The organism is Bombella sp. ESL0380 (genome assembly GCF_009725805.1).
Classification (GTDB): Bacteria; Pseudomonadota; Alphaproteobacteria; order Acetobacterales; family Acetobacteraceae; genus Bombella; species Bombella apis.
In genome coordinates this window covers 1-12,218 of record NZ_WNIH01000004.1, presented here as the reverse complement: position 1 = coordinate 12,218, position 12,218 = coordinate 1, and the positions used below count along the sequence as shown (strand labels likewise).

Annotated in this window: 10 protein-coding genes and 1 pseudogene; 6 read left to right on the top strand and 5 right to left on the bottom strand. The window is 58.0% G+C overall.

All coding sequences use genetic code 11. The annotated features are described in order from the left end of the window. Positions 1–30: 30 nt before the first annotated feature. Together lpxK and GM608_RS04660 are read right to left on the bottom strand one after the other, a co-directional pair. A complete protein-coding gene (gene lpxK / locus GM608_RS04665) occupies positions 31–966 on the bottom strand; it encodes a tetraacyldisaccharide 4'-kinase (protein WP_227449718.1) in 936 nt (311 codons plus the stop codon). Positions 967–1,010: 44 nt separating this feature from the next. Further along, a complete protein-coding gene (locus GM608_RS04660; protein ID WP_333645123.1) occupies positions 1,011–2,297 on the bottom strand; it encodes a glycosyltransferase N-terminal domain-containing protein in 1,287 nt (428 codons plus the stop codon). 162 nt (positions 2,298–2,459) lie between these two features. Here GM608_RS04660 and fabI point away from each other — a divergent pair, with 162 nt between their 5' ends. From fabI to GM608_RS04635, 5 genes are all read left to right on the top strand, one after another. Continuing rightward, on the top strand, positions 2,460–3,311 hold the full coding sequence (gene fabI / locus GM608_RS04655; RefSeq protein WP_043560018.1) for an enoyl-ACP reductase FabI: 852 nt from the start codon (positions 2,460–2,462) through the stop codon (positions 3,309–3,311). Between the two features lie 5 nt (positions 3,312–3,316). Continuing rightward, positions 3,317–4,411, top strand: a complete 1,095-nt coding sequence (gene aroC / locus GM608_RS04650; RefSeq protein ID WP_103765565.1) for a chorismate synthase — start codon at positions 3,317–3,319, stop codon at positions 4,409–4,411. A 198-nt stretch (positions 4,412–4,609) separates the two neighbouring features. After that, positions 4,610–6,517 carry a ribonucleoside-diphosphate reductase subunit alpha gene (locus GM608_RS04645; protein ID WP_373364576.1) on the top strand — a complete coding sequence of 636 codons (1,908 nt, stop codon included), beginning with the start codon at positions 4,610–4,612 and terminating at the stop codon, positions 6,515–6,517. 104 nt (positions 6,518–6,621) lie between these two features. Continuing rightward, a complete protein-coding gene (locus GM608_RS04640) occupies positions 6,622–7,644 on the top strand; it encodes a ribonucleotide-diphosphate reductase subunit beta (RefSeq protein ID WP_043560023.1) in 1,023 nt (340 codons plus the stop codon). A gap of 213 nt (positions 7,645–7,857) precedes the next feature. Continuing rightward, positions 7,858–8,925 (top strand): polyprenyl synthetase family protein, encoded by a 1,068-nt coding sequence (locus GM608_RS04635; RefSeq protein ID WP_373364575.1) that lies wholly within the window; start codon positions 7,858–7,860, stop codon positions 8,923–8,925. On the opposite strand, the gene murI is transcribed toward GM608_RS04635, so the two are convergent. Next, on the bottom strand, positions 8,922–9,746 hold the full coding sequence (murI, locus tag GM608_RS04630) for a glutamate racemase (protein WP_081847702.1): 825 nt from the start codon (positions 9,744–9,746) through the stop codon (positions 8,922–8,924). The two genes, GM608_RS04635 and murI, sit on opposite strands and share 4 nt — an antisense overlap. A 92-nt stretch (positions 9,747–9,838) precedes the next feature. Next, positions 9,839–10,582, bottom strand: a complete 744-nt coding sequence (locus GM608_RS04625) for an orotate phosphoribosyltransferase (protein WP_052349051.1) — start codon at positions 10,580–10,582, stop codon at positions 9,839–9,841. A gap of 205 nt (positions 10,583–10,787) precedes the next feature. On the opposite strand from GM608_RS04625, the gene GM608_RS04620 reads away from it, so the two are divergent. After that, entirely contained in the window at positions 10,788–11,042 is a 255-nt protein-coding gene (locus GM608_RS04620; protein WP_081563192.1) for a hypothetical protein, read from the top strand. Between the two features lie 160 nt (positions 11,043–11,202). On the opposite strand, the pseudogene GM608_RS04615 reads toward GM608_RS04620, so the two are convergent. Then, positions 11,203–12,218: pseudogene (locus GM608_RS04615) on the bottom strand (membrane-bound PQQ-dependent dehydrogenase, glucose/quinate/shikimate family); the annotation flags it as partial.

The window sequence follows — 12,218 nt, the reverse complement described above, 5'->3', positions numbered from 1 at the left end:
GGGGGCGGGGCCGGGACATGAGAGGGGCAGTTACTCTGCCAGAAAGTGGTCAAGAAGTTCATCCATCAGCCTAGGGTTGCTCCATCGGGGTTCAACATCAAGGCTAACCACGAAATTCTGGAAGAGTGGGGGCAGTTTTACAAAATCTTTTTCCGTCGTGACCAGAACGGTCTCTGGCATATGGGCCAGCTGGGCCAGTTTCTTCAGTTCACGGGCCGAGTAGATGTGATGGTCAGGGAATGTGAGAGTCCGCAACAGGGTAAGGCCTGCATCCTGAAGGGTGGAGAAGAATTTCTGGGGGCGACCGATCCCGGCAAAGGCAATGAGCTGATAGCCCCGCAGCTTCTGGATGGCGGCGCCAGGGGAGAGGGTTCCTTTCAGGACAGGAAGGGACGGAGGCAGCTGCCCGGCGATATGCTGGCGGTCGTCACCGAGGATGACAGTGGCGTGTAGCCGGGGCAGGAGATCAGGAAGTGATTCCCGCAATGGCCCGGCAGGAAGCAGGCGCTGGTTGCCCAGCCCCGCCGGACCGTCAATGACCAGCAGGGAGAGGTCTTTGTGGAGGGAAGGGTCCTGTAGACCGTCATCCATGACCAGGCAGTCTGCTCCTGCTTCGATGGCCCGCAGGGCATTGGCTCTGCGGTCCGGTCCTCGCCATGTGGGGGCAAGGCGGGCCAGCAGGATGGTTTCATCGCCGACATCAACGGCCCTGTCCAGTGTGGGGGAGATCAGTCCTGTCTTTTTGGACCGGCCACCGTGACCACGGGTTAGGGCATGGGGAGTCCGTCCTCTCTGGATCAGCTTTTGGAGCAGATGGAGGCTCATGGGCGTTTTGCCAGTTCCGCCTACGGTGATGTTTCCACAGCATAGAACAGGAACGGGCAGCCTGAGTGAAGGCTGGGTCTGACGTTGCCTGGCGACGAACCCCGTCACTTTACTGAAAGGCAAAAGAAGATTGGAAAGCATGGTCGGGGCAGGGGTCTGCCAGAAAGAAGGGGCCGTCAGTTTCATTAAAATGCCTTTTTAGTCAAAATTGTGTCCTTAATAAGGCGAATTGCCTGCCTGCCTGCCTGATTCTGCTGAGGGGGCCTGGGGCTGGGAAGATGGCGGGCTTTCAGCCAGCGTGCGAGTGCCTCCTGATGCTCAACAGGATGGAGTGAGCCTGCATGACGGGCGCAGAGTGCTGTCCAGTTCTGCATGTATGGACCGATGGCCGTAGGGCGGCGGAAATGGAGGGATTCCAGAGGGTTGTGGCCTCCTCCGGGTGGGACAAGGGAATTGCCGATGAAGACCCGCTCGGCAAGCTGAAAGAAGAGGCCGACTTCTCCCAGCGTGTCGATGATCCATACATCATCCCCACCTCCAGGAACCTGTCCCTTGGAACGGCAGGGAGCCTGATGGGTCTGGGCCAGTTCTTTGCCTCTTTCAGGATGACGGGGGATGATGACGGTGAGCAGGTCAGGGCGTTCTTTTTTGGCCTGCCGGGCGGCTGCAATGATGATCTCTTCTTCGCCCGGATGCGTGGAAGCCGCCACAAAAATGGAGCGTTCCCCAAGTTGCCTGCGCAGGGTGACAGCCTCGGATGCATCAAAGGGCAGAGGGGGCGAATCTTCTTTCAGATCCGCCGGGGGCAGGAGTGGCCCGATTCCGAATCGGGCAAAAGCCTGCGCATCATCCATGCTTCGGGGCATGATCCAGTGGCAGGCTTCCAGGAGGTGGCGCAGCAGGGGTGATGCCCACCGCCAGCGTGCGGCAGAACGGGGCGAGAGACGTGCATTGAGCAGCATGACAGGCAGTTTTTTTTGTCGGCTCAGGCAGAGCAGGCCCGGCCAGAGTTCACTTTCCGTAAGAACCAGCCCGATTGGTTGCCAGTATGCCATGAAACGCTCAAGGAGATGCGGGGCATCATAGGGGATGAGCTGATGGATCAGCCGCCCCGTGTGACTGGCCGGATGGGCGGCGACCGTTTCTCCACCGGTCAGGGTGGCTGTTGTCATGAGGATGGTCAGCTTTGGGCTGTCTGCCAGAAGCTGACTGACAACAGGCAGGATGCACCGGCTTTCTCCCACACTGGCAGCATGAACCCAAAGGAGCGGTCCGTCATGGGAGGGGCGGGGCATTCCTGCCCGGGCGAAACGTTCCGGCAGGCGGGTTCTGTTTTCCCTGCCCTGCTGCAGCCTTTTGCGGGCATGACGGCGGAGCCATGGTATGGCGGCATGGCCGATCAGCGACCATATTGTGAGAAGGGGGGCGGCCAGAGGCGTGAAGGAAGGGTAACGGCCCATTGCGTGTTCCATGCGGCACGGGTGGTGCATTTTCGCATCATCTCCCCAGCACAACGCAGAGGGAAGCGTAAAAACGTTTTCCTCGTGACGGGAGGGCCTTGCCGAGTGGCCAGCCTTGTGCGACGAGATGACCCACTTATTATATATCCAGGATTATCCTCAAGGGGGCTGACCATGTCAGAAACGGAAGCGCACACGCAGCAGGAAACAGCCAAGGGAACACTCATGGCTGGCAAGCGTGGTGTTGTCATGGGTGTGGCAAACAAGAACTCCATTGCCTGGGCCATTGCCAAGGCCTGTGCGGACCAGGGGGCTGAAATCGCCTTCACCTATCAGGGTGAGGCTCTGGGCAAGCGTGTACGTCCGCTGGCAGAAAGTGTGGGGTCCACCATGGTCCTGCCCTGTGATGTGAGTGATGACGCTGCCATCAATGCCACGTTCGATGAGGTCGAGAAGGCCTGGGGCAAGATCGACTTTGTCGTTCATGCCATTGGCTGGGCTGACAAGCAGTATCTGCGCGGGCGCTATGTGGATACCCCCCGTGAGGCTTTCCTCCAGGCGCTGGATATTTCCTGCTTCTCTTTCACGGCAGTGGCCCGTCGGGCTGCGGCCATGATGAATGCCGGTGGCTCCCTGCTGACCCTGACCTATCTGGGGGCAGAGCGTGTCATGCCGCATTATAATGTGATGGGTGTTGCCAAGGCAGCACTTGAAGCCTCCGTCCGTTACATGGCGGTGGATCTGGGTCGTGATGATATCCGTGTGAACGGCATTTCTGCCGGACCGATCATGACACTGGCAGCCAATGGCATCGGGGACTTCCGCTACATCCTGCGCTGGAATCAGGTCAATGCTCCGATGGAGCGCAATGTGTCCCTGAAGGATGTCGGTGGTTCCGGCCTGTATCTGCTGTCAGATCTTTCCAGCGGTGTGACGGGTGAGGTGCATCACGTGGATTGCGGTTACAACATCATTGGCATGAAGAACCCGGAAGCTCCCGACATGAGCCTCTCCTCTGGGGAATAAGAATAATGTCTGAAAACAGTTTTGGGCGTCTGCTACGTGTTACGACATGGGGAGAGAGCCACGGTCCAGCGATTGGCTGCGTGATTGATGGCTGTCCGCCACGCCTGAAACTGTCGGAGGATGACATTCAGCCCTGGCTGGAGAAAAGGCGGCCGGGCCAGTCCCGTTACACGACGCAGCGGCGTGAACCGGATGAGGTGCGGATTCTCTCCGGGGTGTTTGAGGGGCAGACGACGGGCACCCCCATTTCCCTGATGATTGAGAATACGGATCAGCGGTCCCGGGATTATGGGGAGATTGCCCGGCAGTATCGGCCTGGCCATGCAGATATTGCCTATGATCTGAAGTACGGCATCCGTGACTATCGTGGTGGCGGGCGGTCTTCCGCACGGGAGACGGCCATGCGTGTCGCAGCGGGAGCCGTGGCACGGGTCATCCTGCGGGAGCTTGTCGGGCCGCAGCTGCTCATCCGTGGCGCCCTTACGGGTATTGGTGGGCAGTCCGTGGACAGGGAACGCTGGGATTGGGATGAGGTGGAACGGAATCCGTTCTTCTCTCCAGATGCGGGAATCGTTCCGGCGTGGAGCGAGCAGCTGGAAGAGGTGAGAAAGTCCGGATCCTCCATCGGTGCGACGCTGGAGGTCGTGGCGGAAGGCGTTCCTGCCGGGCTGGGGGCGCCTGTTTATGGCAAGCTGGACTCCGAACTGGCTGGCGGCCTCATGGGTATCAACGGTGTGAAAGCGGTCGAGATTGGTGATGGCATGGGGGTTGCCGCCCTCCATGGCGAGGAAAATGCGGATCCCATCCGTCCCTCCGATAATCCGATGGAGCCTGTATTTCTCAGCAATCACGCCGGGGGTATTCTGGGGGGTATCTCCACGGGGCAGCCTATCGTGGCCCGCATGGCGATCAAACCAACCAGCTCCATATTGCTGCCCGTACCGAGCATCACGCGGGATGGTGAGGCGGTGGATGTCCGGACAAAGGGGCGGCATGACCCCTGCATCGGCATCCGGGCCGTACCGGTGGCCGAGGCCATGATGGCCTGCATCCTGGCGGACCAGTTGCTGCGTAACCATGCCCAGTGTGGGTGGCTCTGAAAACTGTTGTTATTCAGCAGGAAGGGTGAGAACTCGTTACAATATATAGTGTTCATTGTGAACGGGTTAACCCTATATATGCGAAAATGCATAAAACCTGACGAAAAACAAGCCTTGAAATATGCCCTTCATCCATGGGAGATGGGAGGACTGTTTAAGCCGAAAATGATGCCGAAATGAGGGGCTCGATTCATGACCATGCATGATGCGCAGACGTTCGCTCACCCGTTGGGTGGGACAGAAGAACCCGAGCTCTTCCCCAATGTTGTTCAGCTGCCGGGGCATCCGCCTGTGCGGACGACGCCGGAACGTGACGAGCGCCTGACAGACTTCGGTCGTGCCACTCTGGATGACCGCTACCTGCTGGAAGGTGAGACATATCAGGGGCTGTTTGCGCGCGTGGCATCCCGGTATGGAGCTGATGAGGGGCATGCACAGCGTATTTACGATTACATGTCCCAGCACTGGTTTATGCCAGCCACACCTGTTCTTTCCAACGGCGGGACGAATCGTGGTCTTCCGATTTCCTGTTTTCTCAATGAATCGGAGGACAGTCTCGAGGGGATTGTCGGGCTCTGGAATGAGAATGTCTGGCTGGCTGCCAAAGGAGGGGGGATTGGTTCCTATTGGGGCAATCTGCGGTCTATCGGGGAGAATATCGGCCGGAATGGTAAAACATCCGGTGTGATTCCCTTCATTCGGGTGATGGACAGCCTGACGCTCGCCATCAGCCAGGGCAGCCTGCGGCGTGGTTCCGCTGCAGTTTATCTGCCTATCTGGCATCCCGAGATTGAAGAATTCATCGAGATGCGCCGTCCCACTGGTGGTGATCCCAACCGCAAGGCCCTCAATCTGCATCATGGTGTGCTGCTGACGGACGATTTCATGCGGGCCGTGGCGGGTGATGAGGAATGGCCACTCGTTTCCCCCAAGGATCATAGCGTCATTCGCAAGGTGTCGGCCCGTGGCCTGTGGATACGCCTTCTGACAGCACGCATGGAACAGGGCGAGCCCTACATCGTGTTTTCGGACACGGTGAACCGTGCCCGGCCAGAACATCACAGGCTGGCAGGGCTGGAGGTGAAGACCTCCAACCTCTGTGCCGAGATCACCCTGCCGACGGGGATTGACCATCATGGCAAGACCCGTACGGCTGTCTGCTGTCTTTCATCCCTGAATCTGGAATATTGGGATGAATGGAAAGATGACCCGCACTTCATCAAGGATGTGATGCTGTTCCTCGACAATGTGCTGCAGGACTTCATCGACAATGCGCCGGATGACATGGCCCATGCCCGTTATGCCGCCATGCGGGAGCGGTCGGTCGGGTTGGGTGTGATGGGTTTCCACTCCTTCCTTCAGTCCAGGATGGTGCCCTTTGGTAGTGTCATGGCGAAGGTGTGGAACAAGAAGTTCTTTGAGCATATCTCGAAGCAGACGGCTGAGGCATCCCGCGAGCTGGCAAAGACACGGGGCCCGTGTCCGGATGCTGAAGAATATGGTTTTCAGGAACGGTTCTCCAACAGGATGGCCGTGGCACCGACAGCGTCCATTTCCATCATTGCGGGCAATGCCAGCCCGGGAATTGATCCCATCAGTGCCAACGTGTTTCTTCAGAAGACACTGTCCGGCTCCTTCACGGTGCGGAACCGCCATCTGGCGAAGCTGCTCCAGAAGTATGGGCGGGATACGGATGAGGTCTGGTCCTCCATCACATTGAGCAAGGGGTCCGTACAGCATCTCGATTTCCTGACACAGGATGAGAAGGATGTTTTCAGAACAGCCTTCGAGATTGACCAGCGCTGGGTGATTGAGCATGCTGCCGACCGTGCTCCGTTCATCTGCCAGTCGCAGTCGGTCAATCTGTTCCTGCCGGCGGATGTGCACAAGCGTGACCTTGTCCGCATCCATTATGAGGCATGGAAGAAGGGCGTCAAATCGCTGTATTATTGCCGCTCCCTTTCCATCCAGAGGGCCGATACGGTGTCCAATGTTGCCGTGAAGCGTGACATCATGGAGGGGGATGACGATCATCTTCCGCAGGCTACGCCACGCCATGCGGAGAGTGGTGCCGGGAGTTATGAGGAATGTCTCTCCTGCCAGTAAGGCGGAGGGTGTGAGATGAGGCCTGCCCGGCATGGCCTCATCTCTGGATATTGGAGGGATTCAGCCTGGAAGGGCTGTGTCTCAAGGGAAAAAGGTTTCGCGAGATGACAGATGGCACTCCATTGCCGCCGGCCCCGGAAGCGGCCGAGCAGGCCAATCTTCTGGTTGAAAACCCGGTTTACAAGCCATTCCGCTATCCTTGGGCCTATGATGCCTGGTTGACCCAGCAGCGTCTGCACTGGCTGCCGGAGGAAGTTCCGCTGGCCGAGGATGTGAAGGACTGGCACCGTAAACTTTCAGAGGCCGAGCAGAATCTCGTCACGCAGATTTTCCGCTTTTTCACGCAGGCGGACGTGGAAGTGAACTCCGCCTACATGAAGTATTACAGTCAGGTCTTCAAGCCGACCGAAGTCCTCATGATGCTCTCCTGTTTCTCGAACATCGAGACCATCCATATTGCGGCCTATTCCCACCTGCTGGATACGATCGGGATGCCGGAGACGGAGTATTCCGCCTTCCTGAAATACAAGGAAATGAAGGACAAGTATGATTTCATGCAGTCCTTCAACATCAACAGCAAGCGGGATGTTGCCAAGACGATGGCAGCCTTCGGAGCCTTCATGGAGGGTCTCCAGCTGTTTGCGTCTTTTGCCATCCTGCTGAATTTCCCCCGCTTCAACAAGCTGAAGGGGATGGGGCAGATCGTTTCATGGTCCGTGCGTGATGAAACGCTGCACTGCCTCTCCATGATCCGGCTTTTCCGCACCTTCATTCGGGAAAATCCGGAACTCTGGACGGAAGAATTCCGGGCTGAACTGGTGGAAATCTGCCGTCAGACAGTCGCCCACGAGGATGCCTTCATCGAACTGGCCTTCGAAATGGGGCCTGTGGAGGGCCTGTCTGCCGGGCAGGTGGAGCGCTACATCCGCTTCATTGCTGATCGCCGGCTGATCCAGCTTGGTCTGGACCCGATCTATGGCATCGAGGAAAATCCGCTGCCATGGGTGGATGACATGCTCAATGCGGTGGAACATACGAATTTCTTCGAGAATCGTGCGACTGAATATTCCCGTGCTTCCACGCAGGGTACGTGGGAAGATGCCTTCGAAAGTGGTGTGTTCTCCTGAGAGGAAAGCAGGGAAATTACCCGTTATCTGAATGGTTTATGATAGGGCTGTCTTGACCGGGCCTGCTTTGCTGCTCATATGGACGGAAGTATTTTCTAATAGGGGTATGGGCTGCGTTCTGCCCGGCCATACGTTCTGAGAAGACGTATCCCGGAGGAAAGGCAGCCGCCCGAGACTGTCTGCTCCAGCGTGCTGGAGCAGGGAGAACTGGAGTTGTGCGTTTTGGTTTCTTCCTCATCAGAGCCCAACACTGTATCTGGCGGTGAGGCTGCGGGTAGAGAGGTCAAAGGGGAAGACGCCCTGAAGGCCCTTTCCGCCTATCTGGCCGATGACATGACAGCCTGCAATCAGGCCATCATTGACAGGATGCAGAGCTCTGTTCCGTTGATTCCCCAGCTGGGAGCGCATCTCGTGGCGGCTGGTGGAAAGAGGCTGCGTCCATTGCTGACGCTCGCTTCTGCCCGTCTTTGTGGTTATGGGGAGAAGGAGGGGGAAACACGCCATATCGGCCTGGCGGCCTGTGTGGAGTTCATCCATACAGCAACGCTGCTGCATGATGATGTGGTGGATGAAAGCACGCTGCGGCGTGGCATGGCCTCTGCCAATGCCCTTTTTGGCAACAAGGCTTCCGTGCTGGTGGGGGACTTCCTGTTTGCCCGCTCGTTCCAGCTCATGACGGCGGATGGATCGCTGGAGGTCATGGCCATTCTTTCAGCTGCTTCGGCAACGATTGCTGAAGGTGAAGTTCTCCAGATGTCCACCCAGAATGATCTTTCTACCCCGATAGAGCGTTATCTGGAGGTCATCCATGGCAAGACGGCGGCCCTGTTTGCGGCAGCCTGTCGGGTAGGCGCCGTCGTGGCCGGGCATGGTCGTGAGGCTGAGCTGGCGCTGGAGCAGTACGGAACCAGCCTGGGTATGGCCTTCCAGCTTGTGGATGATGCGCTGGATTATGCAGCGGATCAGCAGGTGCTGGGGAAGACGGTCGGGGATGATTTCCGTGAAGGGAAGATCACGCTCCCGGTGCTGGCTGCTTATGAGCAGGGTACGGAGGAAGAACGCCAGTTCTGGAAACGTGTGATCGAGGATAATGAGCAGACAGAGGCTGATCTGCCTCATGCTCTGGAGATCATTGCCCGGAGGGATGCCATCCGTAAGACGATTGAAAAGGCCCGGGATTATGCGGCGCAGGCCGTGGAGGCGTTGTCCTGTTTCCCGGAGAGCGGGTTGAAAAATCTGCTGCGTGAGACGGTGCTTTATACGGTCGAGCGGGCCCGTTAAGAAAAAACGTCCCAGCCATTGGCGAATCCCAGCCAGGCGATGTTTCTGGCAAGCTCCTCTCCGTTCTGTGGATGAGCTGTCAGGAAGAAGCGGTCCGCCGGGCTGGACGGGCTGGCGGGAAGCGAGGCTTCCGTTACATCACATAACCGCCGGAGGGCCTGCTGGGCGACGGCGGGGGCGGGGTCCAGCCACATGATGCCCGCAGGGCCGAGGCGCTGGAAGTAGGGTAGCAGAAACGTATAGTGCGTGCAGCCCAGCCCAACAGCGTCAATGTCATTTCCACCGGGCTGCTGAAAGAGGCATGCGAGTTCCTGCTGCACTTCAGCCGGATCCAGCTGCTCGCCCCGAAAAGCCCGCTCGGCCAGATTGGCCAGATGGCGGGAGCCATGTATGAGCAGTCGGCAATCGGCAGCAAATTCGTCATGAAGCTGTTTGAGATAGGGGCGTCGTGCCGTGGCGCTTGTAGCCAGCAGACCGATGGTGCGGTTGGCAGAGACCCGTCCGGCCCAGCGGATGGGCGGGACACAGCCTACGACAGGCAGATCGAGCCGCTCCCGTAATATGGGCAGTGCCAGGGTGCTGGCCGTGTTGCAGGCAATGATGGCCAGAGCCGGTTCCAGTGTATCGCAAGCCTTGCAGACGAGGTCGGCAATGCGCTCCCGCAGGATATCATCCGGCTGTTCCCCATAGGGAAACAGGGCCGTATCGGCGAGGTAGTCTATTGTCAGGGAAGGGGCCAGACTGCGCAGCGCCTGAACAACACCCAGCCCGCCGATGCCTGAATCAAAGACCAGAATGCGGGGAGAGGATGGTGCAGGCATGGGCGTATCCGCTGAGACGTGATGGTGGGGCCTGAAAAGGAGAGAAAGGTTGCCCTCTTTTCATTGTCCTTTTCAGGCTGGGTGTGAAACGGTCAGCCCCGTTTGAAGGCAAGTGCTTCTTCTGCGCTGCCGACACCGCCATGGGCTTTGGACCAGCTGCATGGGTCCTCAAGGAAGCGGCGAACTTCTGCGCTGTCTTCGGCAGAGAAATATTGGCCATCGGCGCAGGCTTCCAGTACATCCCACCAGGTGCAGAGTGCATGCAGGCTGATGCCCATGTCCTGAAGGGTTTTCTGGGCGCCGGGGAAGACGCCGTAGAAGAAGACGACAAAGGTGTGATCCACGATGGCACCTGCTTCACGCAGGGCATTGGCAAAACGGATCTTGGAGGCGCCGTCTGTTGTCAGGTCCTCTACCAGCAGGGTGCGCATGCCCTCTGGCACGTCACCTTCAATCTGTGCATTGCGGCCAAAGCCTTTAGGCTTCTTGCGGACATAGGCCATTGGTGTCATCAGCCGGTCAGCAATCCAGGCGGAGAAGGGAATACCTGCCGTCTCACCGCCCACGACAGCATCAATGCTTTCATAGCCGATGTGGCGGCCAATTTTTTCAACGGCCAGTTCCATCAGTTTCTTGCGGGCGCGGGGGAAGAAGATGATCTTGCGGCAGTCGATATAGACGGGGGATTTCCAGCCGGATGTCAGCGTGTAAGGCTCGCTGGGCCGGAAGTTGATGGCTTTGATTTCCAGAAGAATGCGCGCCGTTGTCAGCGCAGCATCACGGTCCCACTGTGTGGGGCGGATGCCCAGATTTGATGCTGTGCCAGATGCAGGCATTATTCTCTCCGTAATCTCGAAAAATGGTTCCTTTGGAGACATCTACCCGTTAGAAGGAAGGAGGGGTAGGGCAAAGATGTCTTTTTTGCCCATTCTCTTATTGGTGACGCTTTATTCTGTTATTGGTAGGGCTGATGATAGTGGCCCGCCTTTCCTGATGGAGGTTTTTCCTGGGGAAAACAGGGTATCGTAGGGGTTATGGGATATGAAAATCGACACCGGGCACATTGGTCGCAAATGCGAACGCGCCGTAATTACAGCTTATCAGGAGCTGCATGATATGGGGCAAAGCGAGATGAGTATTTTTGCTGCCTGCACAACCCTGTATCGCATCCATCATCCAGAATCGTCCCTGCCAGAAGCCCGGCTGCTCGTCTCGGAGTGGATAGATCATCACATCGTCCGGCGTTCGGCTGCGCCTACGCGTGGTTGTAACTGCCCTCCAACCAGGCCACATTGAAGCCACAACATGGCCTGATGCTGTCCTTCGCTCTTTGGGTCAGAGACACATGATGAAGCGGGGTGCCGGATGGCTCTCCGCTTTTTTGATATTTTCAGTTTTGATCAAATCTCTCAGGCCCTCTGGCTGTCCGGAGAAGCAGACAGCCAGAGGGAGCAGATCATTTTGTTGCCTGCTCTGGCAGGGTATAGACAACCAGCTGATCGGAAACAGGTGTCCCCATGAGGTGGTGCCCCCCGGCCATGATGGCGACATATTGCCGACCATTGACGGCATAGGTCATGGCGTTGGCCTGTCCTCCACCGGGCAGCACGTCCGTCCAGAGTGTCTTGCCTGTCTTGAGGTCGACGGCGTGGATCTGGTTGTCGGTTGACGCCCCGATGAAGGCCACACCGCCAGCCGTCATGACAGACCCGCCATTGTTTGGCGTGCCGATTTCGATGGGCAGACCTGTCGGCAGCCCCCATGGACCATTGGCACGGGCCGAGCCGAAGGGCCGCTGCCACAGAACCTTGTGTGCCTTGAGATCAATGGCGGTGAGCATGCCGTAGGGAGGTGCGTTGCACATTACCCTCGTGAATTCGTTCCAGAAGGGACCAACCAGAGTGCCATACGGCGTCTCAGCCTGGGCGGCATTGCCGGCTGTCATGCCATGGCGTGGCGTGTATTCGGGAACATCCACAGGGATCAGTCGCAGCTGGTCCGCCGTTTTGCGGTTCACAAGCTGGTTGTACATGGGAACATTGTTCCAGTTGGCCAGCATGATGCCCGTCTGCGGGTTATAGGAGATGCTGCCCCAGTCACTGCCCCCATTATAGCCGGGGGATTCAATCCATGGCTTTTTGAGGGAAGGGGGTGTGAACTCGCCAACATAACTGGCCCGACGGAACTTGATGCGGCAGGCCAGCTGGTCCAGCGGCGAGACGCCCCACATGTCCGATTCCTTCAGGTCTGGAAAACCGAGGCGGGGAACCCCGACAGACCACGGCTGCGTTGGCGTACGGGGATCATCCTTCATGACACCGGCGGGAGCCGGTTTTTCCACGACGGGGAAGTCTGGCAGCGGCTTGCCTGTCCGACGGTCGAGGATGAAGGTCTGGCCCCGTTTTGTAGGCATGATGAGGGCCGGGATGATGCTTCCGTCATCGGCATGATAGTCGAACAGCGTTGCCTGGG

Bases quoted from the DNA above. Each gene is read 5' to 3' on its own strand.
- lpxK (WP_227449718.1), bottom strand. From the start codon at position 966: ATGCTTTCCAATCTTCTTTTGCCTTTCAGTAAAGTGACGGGGTTCGTC.
- GM608_RS04660 (WP_333645123.1), bottom strand. From the start codon at position 2,297: ATGGAACACGCAATGGGCCGTTACCCTTCCTTCACGCCTCTGGCCGCC.
- fabI (WP_043560018.1), top strand. From the start codon at position 2,460: ATGTCAGAAACGGAAGCGCACACGCAGCAGGAAACAGCCAAGGGAACA.
- aroC (WP_103765565.1), top strand. From the start codon at position 3,317: ATGTCTGAAAACAGTTTTGGGCGTCTGCTACGTGTTACGACATGGGGA.
- GM608_RS04645 (WP_373364576.1), top strand. From the start codon at position 4,610: ATGCATGATGCGCAGACGTTCGCTCACCCGTTGGGTGGGACAGAAGAA.
- GM608_RS04640 (WP_043560023.1), top strand. From the start codon at position 6,622: ATGACAGATGGCACTCCATTGCCGCCGGCCCCGGAAGCGGCCGAGCAG.
- murI (WP_081847702.1), bottom strand. From the start codon at position 9,746: ATGCCTGCACCATCCTCTCCCCGCATTCTGGTCTTTGATTCAGGCATC.
- GM608_RS04625 (WP_052349051.1), bottom strand. From the start codon at position 10,582: ATGCCTGCATCTGGCACAGCATCAAATCTGGGCATCCGCCCCACACAG.
- GM608_RS04620 (WP_081563192.1), top strand. From the start codon at position 10,788: ATGAAAATCGACACCGGGCACATTGGTCGCAAATGCGAACGCGCCGTA.